15 protein-coding genes are annotated in these 18,343 nt (G+C 38.8%); 1 reads left to right on the plus strand and 14 read right to left on the minus strand.

The genetic code is table 11. The features are described from left to right. Positions 1-30 precede the first annotated feature (30 nt). The 9 genes from mutM to HPT25_RS01020 form a co-directional block, all read right to left on the minus strand. Positions 31-858 carry a DNA-formamidopyrimidine glycosylase gene (gene mutM, locus HPT25_RS00980; protein ID WP_173058732.1) on the minus strand — a complete coding sequence of 276 codons (828 nt, stop codon included), beginning with the start codon at positions 856-858 and terminating at the stop codon, positions 31-33. A gap of 26 nt (positions 859-884) precedes the next feature. Next, positions 885-3,521 carry a DNA polymerase I gene (gene polA, locus HPT25_RS00985; protein WP_173058735.1) on the minus strand — a complete coding sequence of 879 codons (2,637 nt, stop codon included), beginning with the start codon at positions 3,519-3,521 and terminating at the stop codon, positions 885-887. A 20-nt stretch (positions 3,522-3,541) separates the two neighbouring features. Then, a complete protein-coding gene (gene pnpS / locus HPT25_RS00990) occupies positions 3,542-5,305 on the minus strand; it encodes a two-component system histidine kinase PnpS (RefSeq protein WP_173058738.1) in 1,764 nt (587 codons plus the stop codon). After that, entirely contained in the window at positions 5,302-6,018 is a 717-nt protein-coding gene (locus HPT25_RS00995) for a response regulator transcription factor (protein ID WP_173058741.1), read from the minus strand. Before HPT25_RS00995 ends, pnpS begins: the two co-directional genes overlap by 4 nt. A gap of 262 nt (positions 6,019-6,280) precedes the next feature. Further along, positions 6,281-6,757, minus strand: coding sequence for a MaoC/PaaZ C-terminal domain-containing protein (locus HPT25_RS01000; protein ID WP_173058744.1), 477 nt, complete (start codon positions 6,755-6,757; stop codon positions 6,281-6,283). Positions 6,758-6,839: 82 nt separating this feature from the next. Then, entirely contained in the window at positions 6,840-7,778 is a 939-nt protein-coding gene (gene mdh / locus HPT25_RS01005; RefSeq protein ID WP_173058747.1) for a malate dehydrogenase, read from the minus strand. 77 nt (positions 7,779-7,855) lie between these two features. Next, positions 7,856-9,124: an NADP-dependent isocitrate dehydrogenase gene (gene icd, locus HPT25_RS01010; RefSeq protein WP_173058750.1), complete on the minus strand. Its 1,269-nt coding sequence runs from the start codon at positions 9,122-9,124 to the stop codon at positions 7,856-7,858. A 123-nt stretch (positions 9,125-9,247) separates the two neighbouring features. Continuing rightward, positions 9,248-10,366 (minus strand): citrate synthase, encoded by a 1,119-nt coding sequence (citZ, locus tag HPT25_RS01015; RefSeq protein WP_173058753.1) that lies wholly within the window; start codon positions 10,364-10,366, stop codon positions 9,248-9,250. Between the two features lie 323 nt (positions 10,367-10,689). After that, on the minus strand, positions 10,690-11,151 hold the full coding sequence (locus HPT25_RS01020) for a DUF441 domain-containing protein (RefSeq protein ID WP_173058756.1): 462 nt from the start codon (positions 11,149-11,151) through the stop codon (positions 10,690-10,692). A gap of 224 nt (positions 11,152-11,375) precedes the next feature. Between HPT25_RS01020 and ytvI the strand changes: the two genes are divergently transcribed. Continuing rightward, a complete protein-coding gene (gene ytvI, locus HPT25_RS01025) occupies positions 11,376-12,494 on the plus strand; it encodes a sporulation integral membrane protein YtvI (protein ID WP_173058759.1) in 1,119 nt (372 codons plus the stop codon). 53 nt (positions 12,495-12,547) lie between these two features. Here the strand turns inward: ytvI and pyk are convergent, their stop codons facing one another. The 5 genes from pyk to HPT25_RS01050 form a co-directional block, all read right to left on the minus strand. After that, positions 12,548-14,308, minus strand: coding sequence for a pyruvate kinase (gene pyk, locus HPT25_RS01030; protein ID WP_173070781.1), 1,761 nt, complete (start codon positions 14,306-14,308; stop codon positions 12,548-12,550). Positions 14,309-14,388: 80 nt separating this feature from the next. After that, a complete protein-coding gene (gene pfkA / locus HPT25_RS01035; protein ID WP_173058762.1) occupies positions 14,389-15,348 on the minus strand; it encodes a 6-phosphofructokinase in 960 nt (319 codons plus the stop codon). A gap of 336 nt (positions 15,349-15,684) precedes the next feature. Continuing rightward, positions 15,685-16,662, minus strand: coding sequence for an acetyl-CoA carboxylase carboxyl transferase subunit alpha (gene accA, locus HPT25_RS01040; RefSeq protein ID WP_173058765.1), 978 nt, complete (start codon positions 16,660-16,662; stop codon positions 15,685-15,687). Next, complete coding sequence (accD, locus tag HPT25_RS01045; protein WP_173058768.1) at positions 16,656-17,558, minus strand: acetyl-CoA carboxylase, carboxyltransferase subunit beta; 903 nt, start codon at positions 17,556-17,558, stop codon at positions 16,656-16,658. Before accD ends, accA begins: the two co-directional genes overlap by 7 nt. A gap of 165 nt (positions 17,559-17,723) precedes the next feature. Next, positions 17,724-18,311 (minus strand): FadR/GntR family transcriptional regulator, encoded by a 588-nt coding sequence (locus tag HPT25_RS01050; protein ID WP_173070783.1) that lies wholly within the window; start codon positions 18,309-18,311, stop codon positions 17,724-17,726. Positions 18,312-18,343 lie beyond the last annotated feature (32 nt).

An 18,343-nucleotide genomic window follows, 5' to 3' on the forward strand; every position in this document is an offset into this window, starting at 1 on the left:
GCTGATCCCTTTCTGGCATCTAAATATTTTCTAAAGTTTTTGGCATGTCGGGCAATAGTGTGTTCCTCTGCCGCCTACTGTTATTTTTTCCATGGGAGTCCCACATCTTTTACACGGCTCTCCTTGACGGCCATATGCAAATAATTCAAGCTGGAACATGCCGATTTCGCCTTGTGAGTTTACATAGGAACGGATGGTGCTTCCTCCTTTTTTTACGGCTTCACTTAAAGTTCTCACGATTTCCTGGTGAAGCAAAGAAATTTCCAGCTCACTTAATGAATGTGCTGCCCTTTCAGGATGGATGGCAGCCCTAAACAATGCTTCATCTACATAAATATTGCCTAGGCCAACAAATAGATTTTGGTCTAGCAAAGCAGACTTAACTTTGCGGTTTGTCTTCTTCAGTTTTTCACCCAAATAGGCGGCTGTGAAGTCCTCAGAAAAAGGTTCAGGGCCAAGCGATGTTAATGGTGGCCTCTGAAATTCCTCGCCCTTTTTAAATAAATGCATGGTTCCAAATTTCCGAACATCGCGATACCGTAATTCTGAATCATCTGTAAAATGGAAAATCACGTGTGTATGCTTATCAAATGGCTCTTCCTTATCAAAAAGCCCATATCTTCCTTCCATTCGCAAATGTGATACAAGGGCAAACTGATTGGTATAAAGAATTAGGAACTTTCCTCTTCTGCCGATATCCACAAATGTTTCCCCTTTTAAGGCATCACAAAACTGCTCCACTTCGATTGGAAATTGGATCATTTTTGGCCAATGTACGGTCACTTTTTCAATTGTTTTATGTAGGACTAGTTTTTGTAACGTTTTTCGAACGGTTTCGACTTCAGGCAGTTCCGGCATGATGATAGGCCCCCATAGCTGTTATTTTATTTTGCATCAAACCAGGTTGGACCGTAGGAATAGTCAACTTTCAATGGGACCGAGAGTTCGATGCAGTTCTCCATGACGAGTGGAACTAACGTTTTAAGTACTTCTACTTCCTCTTCAGGTGCTTCAAAGATTAATTCATCGTGAACCTGCAATAATAGGCGCGTTTTTAATTCTTTATCCTTTAATGCTTCATCCATATCAATCATTGCTTTTTTAATGATATCTGCGGCACTTCCTTGAATCGGCGTATTCATGGCTGTCCGCTCTGCAAAGCTTCGCAAGTTAAAATTACGGCTGGTGATTTCAGGGATATATCTTCTTCTTTGCAGTAATGTCGTAACGTAGCCTTTTTGTTTGGCCGTATGGATGATGTCATCCATATATTCTTTTACACCAGGGTAACTGCTTAAGTACCGGTCAATAAACTGTCCAGCTTCTTTTCGAGAAATTCCCAGGTTTTGCGAAAGTCCGTAATCACTAATCCCGTAAACAATCCCGAAGTTTACTGCTTTCGCCTGACGTCTCATATTTGACGTCACTTCTTCCTGACTGACATGGAATACCTCCATTGCGGTTTTCGTATGAATGTCCAGGTCATCCTTAAATGCTTGGATCAATTTCGCATCTCCAGCAATATGGGCTAACACTCGCAGTTCAATTTGAGAGTAGTCAGCTGAAAATATAACCCAACCAGGCTCCGATGGTACAAAGGCCTGTCTGATTTTACGCCCTTCCTCCAAACGAATCGGTATATTTTGCAAATTTGGATCAATAGAACTTAATCGGCCAGTTGCTGTCAACGTTTGTTGGAATCTTGTATGAATTTTTTCTGTCTTTGGCTCAACAACCTTCAGAAGTCCTTCAATATAAGTGGATTGCAGCTTTCCTAATTGTCTATACAGAAGAATGTATTCAATAATTTCATGATGTCCTGATAATTTCTCTAAAACTTCTGCAGATGTAGAATGGCCCGTTTTTGTTTTCTTAATAGTCGGCAGACCTAATTTTTCAAATAAAATAATGCCCAGTTGTTTTGGAGAATTAATATTAAACTTTTCTCCTGCTAATTCGCATATTTTTTCCTCAATTTCAATGAGACGTTCATTCAGCTCCCGTCCCATTGTTTCTAGGCGCCCTCTCTCTACTTTAATGCCATATGACTCCATATCAGCTAATATAAGCGATAATGGCATTTCCAGCTCTTTAAAAAGTTCGTATTGTTCATTTTTTATTAATAGATCTTTTAGTACTTCTTTTAATTCAGACATCGCCAAGGCTTTGCGTACAAGTTGTTCCGCCAAAACGGAAATTTCCGGTACTTTCCGCTTTGCCCCTTTGCCGTAGAAAACTTCATCAGATTGAAGAGGATGAAGCCCATATTTCTTGGCAATAGAAGAAAGATCATCCAATGCTTCTGAAGGGTTTAGCAGGTAGGAAGCCATTAAAATATCAAAATTGGCCCCTTTTAAATGAATACCGCGTTTTCTTAAGGAAACCTCTGATCGCTTTACATCATATACTATTTTCTTTTTTCCATTATCTTCTGCCCAGCTTTTAAACACTTCTGATTGTAATGCCTGTTCTATGGGCAAAAAGAAATTCCCTTTTTCATTTACAACAGAGAAGCCTAAGATCTCTGCAATATGATAATTGTCCTCCAGCAACTCCACATAAAAATAATTTTCATTGGAGAAAATTTCGTCTGTTATATGATCTGGAATCACAAATTCAATTTCACGAAATTCAACCTGGGCCGCTTCATGGACATCTTCTCCCAGCTTGTCCAGTAACGAAGAAAACCCTAATTCTTTATACAAGGCCGCTACTTTTTCTTTGGTGAAACCATCATAAACCATCTCCGGCAGCTTCACTTCAATTGGCGCTTGTCTTTCAATGGTTGCCAGCTTCTTGCTCATCAGCGCCTGACCCTTAAATTCCTCAAGCTTTTCCTTCAATTTATTGCCGCTTACTTGATCAATGGACTCAAGTAAGTTTTCCAGCGTTGAAAATTCCTTAAGAAGCTTAATTGCTGTCTTTTCACCTACACCAGGCACGCCCGGAATATTGTCAGATGTATCTCCCATAAGCCCCTTCATATCGATGATTTGTTCAGGAGTTAAGCCATATTTTTCTTGAATATGCTCTGGAGTATATTCTTCAATATCCGTAATACCCTTTCTTGTAATCCCGACAGTAGTATTCGATGAAGAAAGCTGGGTTAAATCTTTATCACCAGAAATGACCTTCACCCCAAAACCGTCTTTTTCAGCTTGAAGTGATAATGTTCCAATAATATCATCCGCCTCATAATTCTCCAGTTCATATCTTGCGATGCCGTAAGCATCAAGAAGTTCACGGATAAATGGAAATTGTTCGGAAAGCTCTGCTGGTGTTTTTTGCCTTCCACCTTTATATTCTTCAAATGTTTTGTGGCGGAAAGTCGTTTTACCCGCGTCAAATGCCACAAGGATGTGCGTGGGCTTTTCCTCTTCCAAGATTTTCATCAGCATCATCGTAAAACCGTAAACAGCGTTCGTATGAATGCCTTTGTCATTATTTAAGAGAGGGAGTGCAAAAAAAGCTCGGTATGCAATACTATTCCCGTCTATCAATACAAGCTTTTTCTTTTCCAACTATATCACCATCCCAATTTTTAGCTTAATTTTTTGTGAAGTTCAATAATAAACTCACTGCCTACGCCTACTTCGCTTCTAACGCTTATATGTCCATGATGGGCTTCTACAATATGTTTCACAATCGCAAGTCCAAGACCAGTTCCACCCGAGTTCCTGCTTCTCGCTCTGTCAACCCTGTAAAAGCGTTCAAAAATTCGGGGAATCTCACTCTTTTCGATTCCAACACCAGTATCCTTGACATGAACCCGTACTTTTCCAAGATGAGCCAATAAAATGATTTTCACTTCTCCATTATTCGATGTATAGGCAATCGCATTTCCAATTAAATTTAGGAACACCTGTTTAAGCCGGTCAACATCTCCATCAATCGTTATGGCGGATTCCTTATGAAAAAATTCAAGGCTAATATTCTTCGCCTGAGCCTTTCCAGCTAAAAGCGTAATTGTGTCTTCGAGCAAACCCGTTAAATTTACTTCACTGACATTCAATTTAAAACCATGCTGTTCAATTTTTGAAAGCTCCAGCAAATCCTGTATCAGCGACTGAAGGCGGTCACTTTCTTTTAAAATAATCGACAAAAATTCTTCCAGCGTTTCTCTATTTTCCATCGCTCCATCAAGCAAGGTTTCAGCAAATCCTTTAATGGACGTTACCGGTGTTTTTAATTCATGGGAAACATTCGCAACAAAGTCCTTGCGCATTTGCTCGAGTTTTTTTAATTCGGTAATATCATGAAAAACAAGCAATACACCTTTCCAAACATGGTTTGTGCCAATAATAGGGACACCATATACAACAAAGTATCGCCTTTCAATTAAAAACGGTATATGTAATTGTCTAGTTACGTTTTGTTCCGTCCGAAACACGACTGCCACAAGATCACAAATCTCTTGATGCTCAATCACTTCATAATATTGTTTATTTAGATAATCAATGGGATCAACATGAAAGATATCGATATATCCTTTATTCACGAGATTGATTCTTCCACGGCTGTCAATTAAAAGCAATCCCGCTCCCATGTTCTCGATTAAAGCTCTTAAACGGTCTTGCTGCATTTCTTGCACTGTTACTAGTTCCTGCAGGTTTTCCGCCAAGGTATTGATCGATATTGCCAGCATCTCTGTCTCACCTGATGGGTCAATAGGGGTTCTGGCCCGATAATTCCCCATTGCCAGCTCCATAGCTACATTAGTTGCCGCTTCGATTGGTTTTGTATATTTGGTAGTAATTCTTATTCCTAAATAAATGATTACGATTAAAGCAGTAAACAGACTGATAGAGAGAATCCACCATATTTGTCCAAATGCCTGTTTCAGGTCTTCTGTTTTTGTACTTAGAAAAATATATCCCTCTTTTTGATTATTTTTAATTAGGGGCTTCCAATAATAATGCAAGTCGAAGCCATCGCCCTCTTCTAAGTGATCTTCTGTTTTAGGATCTTTTTTTATCGCTTCCTGAATCACCCGTCTCAATTTTCCAGAATCCGTTACAATTGGATTTTTACTGTCATACAGGATCTTTCCATTTGGATTGGTAATGGTTACGCGAACATCTAACATCTTACTGATTTTTAAAACCTCTTGTTTGTTAAATGCAGAAACGCCCCCAGCCTCCTCCATGTAAATAATCACAAGATTTCTCTCAATTTTTAAACGTTCATTGAATGATTGCAGGTAATAGCTTTTAAATAATTGCCCTAGCAAAATCCCCAAGCCGACAAGAACGGATATAATCAACGTGATTAAAGCGATCAGCAGCTTTGTACGAAATTTCGTCATTCTGTCTTAGGTTCCTCCAGTTTGTAGCCTAGTCCACGTACTGTTTTGATATAGACTGGCCTTTTGGTTTCTACTTCAATCTTTTCCCTTAAATGAGAAATATGTACATCCACAATTCTAGTATCGCCAGCAAAGTCATAATTCCAGACAGCACTTAACAATTGATCGCGGGTAAGGACACGCCCTTTATTTTGAGCAAGATATAAAAGTAATTCAAATTCCTTTAACGTTAATTCAAGAAGATCTTCATTGAAATAGGCCTCATATTTTTCAGGATAGATCAAAAGTTTTCCAATTTGAATTTGGTCATTCTCATTTTCATTTTCATTTTCTATAACAGCCTGAGTCTGTGTTCTTCTAAGTATTGCTTTCACCCTTGCAATGACCTCTCTAGGGCTGAATGGTTTGACCATATAATCATCCGCCCCAAGTTCAAGACCTAGTATTTTATCAAATTCATCGTCTTTGGCAGTTAACATTAAAATAGGTGTCATGATTCTATCCTGTCTAAGTTGCTTGCATACTTCCATTCCATCCATTTTAGGAAGCATAAGATCTAGGACGATGATATCTGGCGCCTCTGTTTCCGCCAATCGTTTTCCCTCTTCTCCATCCATTGCAGTAATCACATCAAAACCAGCCTGCTTCAAATTGTATTGCAGTAAAGTGACAATTGATTGTTCATCATCAACAACAAGTATTTTATTTTTCATAATTTCCCCCATAACTTTATTTACCTCCATTATATATACAAGCAATAAAGATAAGCTAGTGTTATAGGTTGTTGGGGCATTTTTTTGAAAAATTAACAAATGAGGTTTATTTATGTAAAATGATTCCGAACTGAGGAAAATGAGTGAGTGATTGATTTCGAGGCTTTTACAATACACGCAGGATTTTCATGAGGACAAGAATCGGCATCTTTTTATGTACTGTCCTCATGAATTTTGCGATGAGCGCGGAAATATCTTTTTTTTAAAAATTCTCCAATACTTTCCCATAAAATTCTTCTAATCGATGAGGTGGACAGACTTTGATTTTTCCATTTATGACAGTTTCTTTGTTTTCATTTGTTCCTAATATGCTGATAACGATTGTATGCTGGCTGCGGTTTACATCGATTACCTCCAAAAGCAACTCGACTGTACCGTAGTGATAAACCGGTTTTGGAAATTCAATTTCATGACTTAAAATGTGACTTCCCGGGCCTGGCAAATATTTCGAGACTGCTGAAGTAATCATACCTGTCAACATAATGCTCGGGACTATTGGTTTTTTAAATGGAGTTTGCGAGGCATAGTCATGCTGAATATAGAGCGGATTCGCATCATCAGTGAGCCCTAAATAAAGAAGAAGATCTTTGTCCTCGATTTTTTCCGTTATTGATAACTTTTCCCCTACTGAAATTTCCTCGATTTTTCTGCCAAGTTTACGCTTTTTGCCCAAAAGCATAGTACCTATCCCCTTTTGTAAGCGATTTCATTCATGCCAATTAGAAAATCCGGAGTTCCCTCACTCCGAATTTCCATTTTGTTTATACTAAAACTTGCATTACATTCCGAACAGAATCTGCTGATTTATCCAAAGCAGCCTTTTCTTCTGGTGTAAGTTGAAGCTCGATTATCTTTTCAATTCCGTTAGCTCCAAGAATGGTTGGAACACCAAGGTAAATACCGTCATAACCAAATTCGCCTTCCAAATAGGCAATAGAAGGAATGACGCGGCGCTGGTCTTTTAAGATTGCTTCACACATTTCAACTAAAGATGCTGCAGGAGCATAGTATGCGCTTCCATTGCCAAGAAGGTTAACGATTTCACCGCCGCCTTTTCTTGTCCGCTCAACAATCGCTTCCAAACGTTCTTTTGGAATCAGTGTTTCTAACGGGATACCGCCTGCATATGAATAGCGCACAAGTGGAACCATGTCATCTCCATGACCGCCTAAAACAAAGCCGGTAATATCCTTAACCGAAAGGTTTAATTCTTGTGCTACAAATGTACGGAAACGGGCTGTGTCAAGAACCCCTGATTGACCGATGACACGATTTTTAGGGAAGCCAGACTCTTTAAATACCGTGTAAGTCATTGCATCTACTGGGTTTGTTAATACAACAATGATGGAGTTTGGAGAATACTTCGCAATCTGCTGGGTTACACTTTTCATTACTTTTTGATTGGTTTGTACTAAGTCGTCACGGCTCATGCCTGGTTTACGGGCAATACCAGCTGTGATCACGACAATGTCAGAATCTTGAGTATCTTCGTAATTGGAGGTGCCAAGAATGTTAGCGTCAAAGCCTTGAACAGGGCTTGCTTCCAGCATGTCTAAAGCTTTTCCTTTAGTCGGATTTTCCATCTGCGGAATATCCACTAACACAACATCTCCAAGTTCTTTTTGGGCAAGTAAAAATGCCGTTGTTGCTCCAGTAAATCCCCCGCCAATTACAGAGATCTTTTTACGTTTTAGTGACATAATAGTTCTCCCCTTTATTCGTAATGATTATTAGAATGGGCTGAACATATATGTCAGCCCATTACTGCCAGAAGGAATTACTCCATGTTTTTAATTAACTCGTCACCAAACTCAGAAGTTTTCACTTCAGTTGCCCCATCCATTAAGCGGGCAAAGTCGTATGTTACTACTTTTGATGCAATCGTTTTTTCCATTGATTTTGTAATTAATTTAGCAGCTTCATTCCAGCCAAGGTGCTCAAGCATTAGGACACCTGATAAAATTACGGAAGAAGGATTTACTTTATCCAAACCTGCATACTTCGGAGCAGTACCATGAGTTGCTTCGAAGATGGCATGGCCAGTTTCATAGTTAATGTTTGCACCTGGTGCAATACCGATACCGCCAACTTGAGCTGCAAGAGCATCAGAAATGTAGTCTCCGTTCAGGTTCATTGTTGCCACTACATCAAACTCGCGAGGACGAGTAAGGATTTGTTGAAGGAAAATATCCGCAATTGCGTCTTTAACGATAATTTTGCCTGCTGCTTCAGCTTCATCTTGCGCTTTATTCGCAGCATCAGCACCTTGTTCAGCTTTAATACGGTCATATTGAGCCCAAGTAAATACTTTATCGCCAAATTCTTGCTCAGCTAGCTCGTAAGCCCAGTTTTTGAAAGCTCCCTCAGTAAATTTCATGATATTTCCTTTATGCACGATCGTAAGGGATTTACGGCCTTCTTTGATGGCATAATTAATCGCAGAACGAACAAGACGTTTTGTACCTTCTGCAGAAATAGGTTTAATACCAATACCTGAAGTCTCAGGGAATCTAATCTTCTTAACGCCCATTTCATTTTGTAAGAATTCGATCACTTTCTTTACTTCGTCAGAACCTTGTGCATATTCAATACCCGCATAAATATCTTCCGTATTTTCACGGAAAATTACCATATCAGTATCCTGAGGGCGTTTAACTGGAGATGGTACTCCTTCAAACCATCTAACAGGACGCAGGCAAACAAATAAATCTAATTCTTGTCTTAAGGCAACATTTAATGAACGGATGCCGCCGCCAACTGGAGTGGTTAATGGACCTTTGATGGCAATCAAATATTCATTGATCACATCTAGCGTTTCCTGTGGAAGCCACTCACCTGTTTGGTTAAAAGCTTTTTCCCCTGCAAAAACTTCCTTCCAAACAATTTTGCGCTCACCTTTATAAGCTTTCTCAACAGCTGCATCTAGCACTCTGTAAGATGCTGCCCAAATGTCTGGACCTGTGCCGTCTCCTTCGATAAAAGGAATAATCGGATTGTTTGGAACATTTAAAACCCCATTAGTAACTGTAATTTTTTCTCCTTGCATTGTTGTATTCCCTCCTATGTTATGTAAAAGACAATCACTGAACCAAAGGTTAGCGAGCGAAAAGCCCCTAACCCTTGATTCATACATTCTTATTGAAACAATTTTTTGACAAATTGTAAACTATTAACCCCTTTGGGCGATTGGAACGTATTTTTGCATTCCAGGGCCCGTATATTCTGCACGAGGACGAATGAGGCGGTTATTTTCATATTGCTCAAGAATATGAGCCAGCCAGCCGGATACACGGCTAACCGCAAAGATTGGAGTCATTAAATCATGATCAATCCCTAAGCTGTGATAAACGGATGCAGAATAGAAATCAACGTTTGGCGGTAATTTCTTTTCACCGGTCACGATGCTTTCAATTTTAACTGACATTTCATACCAGTATGGTTCACCAGTTAATTCTGTCAATTTTTTAGACATTTCTTTTAGGTGCTTTGCACGAGGGTCGCCTTGGCGGTATACTCTGTGGCCAAAGCCCATGATTTTTTCTTTCTTGCTTAGCTTTTCACGAATATATGGATCCACATTTTCAAGTGTACCTATTTCAGAAAGCATTTTCATTACGGCTTCGTTTGCTCCTCCGTGTAGAGGACCTTTTAATGCGCCGATTGCAGCTGTAATTCCGGAATAAACATCTGAAAGGGTTGCAACACAGACACGTGCTGTAAATGTTGACGCATTCAATTCATGGTCAGCATGGAGCACAAGCGCCTTATTAATGGCTTCCTCTGCAATTTTCTCAGGTTCTTTTCCAGTTAACATATACAAGAAATTCGCTGCAAAGCTTAAATCCTTTCTTGGAGCTATTGGATTCAAACCTTTTCTTACACGGGCAAATGTAGCGACGATTGTAGGCATTTTTGCTTGGAGGCGAATGGCTTTGCGGAAATTCGCTGCTGGTTCCATTACATCTGCTTCTTCGTCATATAATCCTAATAAGGACACTGCAGATCGAAGCGCTGCCATTGGATGTACTTTTTGAATAGGATACATACGGAAATGCTCAATAACTTCTTGTGGCAGAGCAGCATTTTCAGACAGCTCTTTTTTCAATTCAGCCAATTGTTCCGCATTAGGCAATTTAAGATGCCACAGTAAATAAATCACTTCTTCAAAGCTGGCATTTACAGCCAAATCATCAATGTTATATCCAACATACGTCAGCGTGTCATCAATAATTGAGCTAATTGAGGAAGTTGTTGCCACTACCCCTTCAAGACCGCGAGTTACTGTCATAATGAATCTCTCCTTCTAATATTAATTTCCCCATTACCCGTTTTCTTAAAAACTTCTTTTGAAGCTGGAAATAATTTCTTAATCCAGCTAATTTAGCTGAAAGGTTTTGCTGTCCATTTTGACTGAGCGTTTACTCGAAATCAAGCTCAGTAATGTATCCCCTTTCATTCATGTGAATAAATAATTATTTTACATGCAATTCAGTATTTCGATATGTTTTATGTAAAATAGGATTTGATTACAAGCCTATTATAAACAAAAATCAAATTTTTGTGAACGAAAAGGAATTGAAAAATACAAAAAAATATTATTTTACAAAAAATCTAGCCAAAAAGCCCAACAATTTTCATGACTGTATACGCAATTCCTGCGCCAATTAATGGGCCTACTGCAACTCCTTTAAAAATAGAGACAGAAAGAATCGTCCCAAGCACCAATGCTGTTGTAATCTGGGGATCATCAGCTAATAGCTTCACACCTCCCTTTGCCAATAATGCAACTGCCATTCCAGAAATTAATGCAATCCAGGCATAATATGATTTAAAGGCTGCTGTTAAATCCTTAAAACCAATGTCACCGCTCGCGATTGGCGCCAAAACGGCAATCGTTATGATGGTCACTCCCCAGTTGATCCCCTTTGACTGAAGCAATCCAAATGCCTTGTCACTCATTCCGCCTATCTTTAATAAAAGTAACACTAAAATAGCAATCATCAGCGAGCTATTTTTTGCTAAAAATCCAATGACTAATAAAAGTATTAGAAATAGTATTGATTCATTTAACATATTTTAGTTCATTCCTTCGAAGCGAATTATTTTCATATAATTTTTCAAGAGAAATAAAAAAATGAATATTTCACTAAAATTCATTTGAAGTTTATTAAACCCTTCCTGCCAACCATTTGTTTTTTATCTTTAAATCATATGGAAAATTATGCGAAGGTGTTAATAAAATGGTAAACTATAGGTATACATATGAACGTTTTTCTATACAGATTGGAGGCCGTTTTTTGAACTTTGTATATATTCACAGAACCGTACGATTTTTAATTGTTATTTGTTCGATCGTTCTGGGGCTTTATATTTTTTATCAATTATCAAAAGTGACGTACCCATTTTTGATCGGCATTATTATTGCCTTTATGATGAACCCGCTTGTTAATTTATTTGAAAATAAATTAAGAATGCCACGTGTGCTAGCCGTTTTTATTTCACTGATCCTTATTATCGCCATTTTTGCCGGGTTAGTGACCTTGCTAGTAGCAGAAATTGTTACAGGAGCGAATTATTTAGCAAATGTTGTACCGGATCATCTTGATACCATTATTAACTATATTGAGAATTTCATCGCCGACCAAATTTTGCCGCTTTACAACCATTTAACGAGTGTATTTAATAAGCTGGATGCCGGTCAGCAAAATACCATCATGACAAATATTCAAAATGTAGGGAAAAACGTCGCTACAACTGTCGGTTCCTTTATTCAAAACTTGTTCTTAAAAATCCCTAATATCATTTCATGGATTCCTGGGGCTGCCACCCTGCTGATTTTCTCTTTATTAGCTACTTTTTTTATCAGCAAAGATTGGTACAAGCTTTCAACTATAGCTAGTAAAATACTACCTAAAAAGGCAAAGTCCAGTGGTAAAACCGTATTTATCGATTTAAAAAAGGCACTGTTCGGCTTTCTTAAAGCACAAGTAACACTTATCTCGATTACTGCTGTGATTATTTTAATCGGGCTGCTCATTTTGCGAGTAGATTATGCCATTACTATCGCTTTAATTACCGGTTTTGTAGAACTTCTTCCTTATATCGGCACTGGTATTGTCTTTATTCCCTGGATTGGCTATGAAGTAATTGGCGGTGATACACCTCTTGCCATTGGACTTGGCGTTCTATTTATCATCGTAATCGTGCAGAGACAGATTATCGAACCAAAAATCTTATCATCCAATATCGGACTAGACCCGCTCGCAACTTTATTCGCATTATTTATGGGCTATAAACTAATAGGATTTTTAGGACTGATTGTGGGTCCCGTAACTTTGGTTATTATCGGAACACTTTATCGCGCCAAAGTTTTTCACGATTTATGGGCATTTATAATAGGCAAAAATGAAGCATAGGTCTCAAAAAAAAAACGCCAACTTCATATCTGAAGTTGACGTTTTTTTGAGATCTACAGGACACTTGCATGGCCGTTATAAATAACCCCTCTTATGGCATCGACAGTAATCTCCTGACCTTCTTTAAACAAGGTAAGAGCATTCTCAACCCCAACTATAACAGGGATACCAAGGTTTAGGCCAACTACCGCTGCATGGCTCGTTAAGCCACCCTCCTGGGTGATAAGTGCAGCACATTTTTCGATAGCTGGAACCATTTCACGATCAGATCCAATCGTAACTAGAATGGAACCCGCTTTTGCTTTTTCTATTGCTTCTTTTGCATCATGGGCAATGACAACTTTTCCAAAAGCTGTCTTACGGCCGATTCCTTGTGCTTTAATAATCACGTCACCAACTACATGAATCTTCATTAAATTGGTTGAACCTGCTTCGCCTACAGGGACACCTGCTGTAATGACAACCAAATCACCATGTTTCACAATTCCGCTATTTAGGCTCTCTTCTACTGCGATATCAAGCATTTCATCAGTTGTTTTTGCTACTTGACCAAGCTGCGGATAAACACCCCACACAAGAGATAAACGGCGGCAGACAGAGTCATTTGAAGTAACGGCAACGATATTTGCCTTTGGACGGTACTTAGAAATCATCCGGGCAGTATGACCGCTTTCAGTAGGAGTAATAATTGATTTGACTTCTAAATTTAATGCTGTATGGGCAACAGATTGTCCAATTGCATCCGTTAAATTATGTTCTGTATCTTTGCTGCGGTTTGATAAAATTTCTTTATGATCCAGCGCTTGCTCGGCTCTTAAAGCAATATTATGCATGGTTTGAACTGCCTCTACCGGATAAAGTCCAGCAGCTGTTTCACCAGAAAGCATGATGGCATCCGTTCCATCAAAAATCGCATTAGCAACATCACTTGCTTCCGCACGAGTTGGACGAGGGTTTCTCTGCATGGAATCCAACATTTGTGTTGCGGTGATAACCGGTTTTCCATTTGCATTACATTTTTTAATCAGCATTTTTTGAACAAGTGGTACTTCCTCTGCAGGAATTTCCACTCCAAGATCTCCGCGCGCTACCATTAAACCGTCTGAAACTTCAAGGATTTCATCAATGTTGTCAACGCCCTCTTGATTTTCAATTTTAGGTATAATGTGGATATGTGTAGCATTATTTTCTTCTAATAGCTGATGGATTTCTAGAACATCCTTGGCACGGCGGACAAATGATGCTGCGATAAAATCAATCCCCTGCTCAATTCCAAAAAGAATGTCCTTCTTATCTTTCTCAGTAATCCCAGGTAAATTTACCGATACACCTGGAACATTAACGCCTTTTTTATTCTTTAAAGTACCACTGTTTAAAATTTTGGTTTGAATTTCATTTGCTGTTTTGTCTACACTTAAAACTTCAAGACCAATTAAACCGTCATCCAAAAGAATTTTTGATCCTACATGGACATCTTCCATTAAACCAGGATATGTAATTGAGAATTTCTCAGGAGTTCCTTCTACTTCCACCATAGAAATTATAACGTTTTCTCCAGCTGTTAGCTCAATTGCTCCATTTTGCATGTTATGTGTCCGAATTTCAGGGCCTTTAGTATCAAGTAAAATGGCAACTGTTTTTCCTGTTCTTTCTGATGCTTCACGAATATTTTTGATCCGTATGCCATGTTCTTCATAATCACCATGGGAGAAATTTAAGCGAGCAACATTCATTCCTGAATTAATGAGTTGTGTTAATTTCTCTACGCTTTCACTTGCAGGTCCAATCGTACAAACGATTTTTGTTTTGCGCAGCATTGTTTTGCCTCCCTATTTGAAATGCGGCAAGCGCCTAAATCAGGCGCATCCGCAATCATCTTTCTTATTGTTAAGTATTAAATGGATAATTCTTTTGATAATTTAAATAGATTTAAATCAAGCTTATGTTTTCTCTCAAGAGCTTCAATGATGTCATAATCAACTAGCTGATTATCTTCAATCCCTACTGCACGGCCGCCCTTTCCTTCAATTAGAAGTTCTACTGCACGTGCGCCCAATCTGCTGGCAAGCACACGGTCTGCTGCAGTTGGTGATCCTCCCCGTTGGATATGGCCTAAAACCGATACTCTTGTGTCAAGTTGTGTAAGGTCTTGAAGCTGTTTAGCAAATTCAACACCACTGCAGACACCTTCAGCAACAATAATGATACTGTGCTTTTTACCACGTTCTTGACCTTTTCGAAGTCTTTCGGCAATGTCATTCATATCATAGTTTTCTTCAGGTATTAAGATCGTTTCCGCTCCACCAGCAAGTCCTGCCCATAAAGCAATGTCACCGGCATCCCGGCCCATAACTTCAATTACAAAGGTTCTTTCATGAGATGTCGCTGTATCCCGAATTTTATCAATTGCATCAATAACTGTATTTAATGCAGTATCAAATCCAATTGTTAGTTCGGTACCTGGAATATCGTTATCAATTGTTCCTGGAACACCTACACATGGATAGCCTTGCTCAGTCAAAGCTTTTGCTCCCCTGTAGGAACCGTCCCCGCCAATTACAACAAGTCCTTCAATTCCATGTGCTTTAAGCTGCTCAATTCCTTTTTGCTGTACTTCTTTCATTTTAAATTCAGGACAGCGGGCAGAATGAAGCATTGTGCCTCCGCGATGAATAATATCACCAACTGATCCTAATTCTAACTGTTTAATATTTCCACAAATTAAACCTGAATATCCTCCATAAATTCCGTAGACTTCAATATCATGATAAATAGCCTTGCGGACAACGGCACGAATAGCCGGATTCATTCCTGGGGAATCACCACCACTTGTAAGTACCCCAATTTTTTTCATGACAATCACCTCAAAATTAGATTGGTAATTTATGTAAGAAGAGTCATAGAAGGCTATTAAAAGTATAACAAATTATTCTTTTTTTACCCTTCTTCTATTATTAACATAAAACCCTTGAATATTAATAAAATAACACGAAGAAATGCCCATAACAACCGTCTCACATATGGTTTTCAAATAGACAGAATTATTAATTAAATGGAAACGTTTTATTAATTGATGTAAGCGTCATCATCTACTTTTTGTTGAACATTCCTTGAATTTTGTATGAAATCACGAAGGTGGTAATTTTTGTAAAAATGATTCATATAACAAAAACGTGCCCTATTGGCACGTTTATTGTACACCGATAAAATCCTTAACAAAATCAAATTCACCGATTTGTCTGAAACGATTGTAACGATCATCCATAAGCTCTTCTTCACTAAGTTTAAGAAGTTCCTGCAAAGAAGATACAAGGAATTTTTCAATTTCTTCAGCTTGCTTCTTAATATCTTTATGAGCTCCACCTTTTACTTCAGGAATGATATCATCGATGATCCCTAATTCTTTTAAATCGGGTGCAGTAATTTTCATGGATTCGGCTGCATTCTTAGCCAATCCGGAATCCTTCCAAAGAATCGCTGCTGCTCCTTCTGGAGAGATAACGGAGTATGTTGAGTTTTCCAGCATATAAATCCGGTTACCTACACCTAATCCAAGTGCACCACCGCTGCCTCCTTCGCCAATAACGATGCAGACAACCGGTACTCTCAAGCCAGCCATTTCAAACAGATTACGGGCGATTGCCTCACTTTGTCCCCGCTCTTCTGCTGCCTTTCCTGGATAAGCACCTTTTGTATCAATAAAACAAATAATCGGACGACCAAATTTATCAGCCTGCTTCATTAACCTTAAAGCCTTGCGATATCCTTCAGGATGCGGCATGCCAAAGTTGCGTCGGATATTTTCCTTTGTATCTTTCCCTCTTTGGTGGCCAATAACGGTTACTGGCAAGCCTTTAAATTTTGCGATTCCGCCTACTATTGCTTCATCGTCGCCGAAATTGCGATCGCCATGACATTCAAAAAAATCATCGAACAAATTGGAAATGTAATCAAGTGTTGTCGGCCGATTCGCCAAACGAGCAATTTGGACCCGGTCCCATGGTTTCATATTTTCATATATATCGTTTTCCAGTTTTGCAAGCCGTGCTTCCAATTTGTTGATTTCGGAACTTAAATCAACATCCGTGCTTTGTGTAAACTCTTTCAATTCTGCAATCTTCTTACGTAGCTCAACTAGCGGGCGCTCAAATTCCAATTCTCCTACCACGTTAATTCACCCCCAGGCTGATGGATTTCCAAAATGTTTGTGATCTTTTCGACCAATTCTGTTCGGGTAATTATGGCATCCAATTGGCCATGCTTTAATAGAAATTCCGATGTTTGGAAGTCCTCCGGCAGTTGTTCGCGGATAGACTGTTCGATTACTCGACGTCCGGCAAATCCGATTAATGCGCCTGGTTCTGCCAAGTTATAATCTCCCAATGAGGCAAAGCTGGCCGATACGCCTCCTGTTGTGGGATGGGTCATAATCGAAATAATTAAACCGCCATTATCGCTAAATTTCTTGAGCGCCACACTCGTTTTTGCCATTTGCATTAAACTTAAGGCGCCTTCCTGCATCCGAGCTCCACCTGAAGCAGTGAATATAATAAATGGAACAGACAATTCATCTGCTTTCTCAATTGCACGAGTTATTTTTTCGCCAACGACGGAACCCATACTGCCCATCCGGAAAGTAGAGTCCATAATAGCAACAACGATTTTGTGGCTATTTACCTCGCCAATTCCTGTAACAATGGCTTCATTTAATTTGCTTTTTTGCCGATCCTTTTCAAGCTTCTCCAAATAATCCGGAAAGTTTAAAGGGTTTTTCGAAATCATGCTTTCATTGATTTCTTCAAAGCTCCCTTCATCAATAAAACTGTCAATCCGCTCTTTGGAGTTCATAGGAAAATGATATCCACAATGTAAACATACTTTTACATTTTTTAATAACTCTTTGGAATACAATATTTTCTTACACGAAGGACACTTCGTCATGATTCCTTCCGGAACATCACTTTTCGTCGCTTCCTTCGGAATGGTCGCATATTTTTTCTTTTTGGTATTCGGTTTAGTAAATAAATCTTTAAGTGCCAAAAAATAAACCTCCTTTTGTGACATTCCTTACAGTTGGCAAATTTCCTGTACTTTTCTCTATTCAGAAGTCTTTCTATCTTTGTTGAACTTCATACCTATAATCGTTTTTAGTGGTCAGACCACTAAAAATTAAAAAATCCCCAAATGTAACAGAGGCTTGTTCAAATTCCAATATAAAGGATTGTGAATTTAAAATCTGTTAGATTTTGTCGAAAAAAAAGACAAATTTCGCATCTTTTGATAAGCGGCAATTGCTTTTGTTTCGTCTCTTTCTGCTAATGCCTTTAGTATTGGCATATAATCTTCTCGTTTGACTTCAACACGCTGTTCTTCCATAGAATAGCAGTAATCCTTTAAAATTGACCAAATTCTAAAAAAAAGATGGTTCTCTGCCAATTCCATTAGCCGTATAAAAAATTCATCATCCAGGAAGTGTTCACTATGATTAAACCATTCCATCAATTCTTCGATATTTCCTTTTTTCATTCGTTGAACAGCTAGTCTCAAACAATCCATTTCAATTAAGTTTTTTGTTTCAAATACATCCTTTTTTGCTTTTTCATCCTGCAAAATAAATGTACTGAGCAGCTGAACAAGCTGGTTCCCTTGAAAGTCTCGGATATATGTACCTTCGCCCCTGCGAGTTTCAATTAACCCAAGTAATTCCAACGCCCTTAGTGCTTCTCTAACGGAAGAGCGCCCGACATTCAGGCGCTCACATAGTTCCCGTTCTGAAGGTATTTTATCACCGGATTTAAGGCCATCATTTGCAATCATTTCTCGTAATTGCTTAACAATCCCTAAATATA

Origin of the sequence: Neobacillus endophyticus (genome assembly GCF_013248975.1) — a bacterium.
Lineage (GTDB): Bacteria > Bacillota > Bacilli > Bacillales > Cytobacillaceae > Neobacillus > Neobacillus endophyticus.

Coding starts and splice junctions, on each gene's coding strand:
- pnpS (WP_173058738.1), bottom strand. CDS start 5,305: ATGACGAAATTTCGTACAAAGCTGCTGATCGCTTTAATCACGTTGATT.
- accD (WP_173058768.1), bottom strand. CDS start 17,558: ATGTCACAAAAGGAGGTTTATTTTTTGGCACTTAAAGATTTATTTACT.
- HPT25_RS01020 (WP_173058756.1), bottom strand. CDS start 11,151: ATGTTAAATGAATCAATACTATTTCTAATACTTTTATTAGTCATTGGA.
- pfkA (WP_173058762.1), bottom strand. CDS start 15,348: ATGAAAAAAATTGGGGTACTTACAAGTGGTGGTGATTCCCCAGGAATG.
- HPT25_RS00995 (WP_173058741.1), bottom strand. CDS start 6,018: ATGAAAAATAAAATACTTGTTGTTGATGATGAACAATCAATTGTCACT.
- HPT25_RS01050 (WP_173070783.1), bottom strand. CDS start 18,311: ATGATTGCAAATGATGGCCTTAAATCCGGTGATAAAATACCTTCAGAA.
- HPT25_RS01000 (WP_173058744.1), bottom strand. CDS start 6,757: ATGCTTTTGGGCAAAAAGCGTAAACTTGGCAGAAAAATCGAGGAAATT.
- citZ (WP_173058753.1), bottom strand. CDS start 10,366: ATGACAGTAACTCGCGGTCTTGAAGGGGTAGTGGCAACAACTTCCTCA.
- icd (WP_173058750.1), bottom strand. CDS start 9,124: ATGCAAGGAGAAAAAATTACAGTTACTAATGGGGTTTTAAATGTTCCA.
- mutM (WP_173058732.1), bottom strand. CDS start 858: ATGCCGGAACTGCCTGAAGTCGAAACCGTTCGAAAAACGTTACAAAAA.
- mdh (WP_173058747.1), bottom strand. CDS start 7,778: ATGTCACTAAAACGTAAAAAGATCTCTGTAATTGGCGGGGGATTTACT.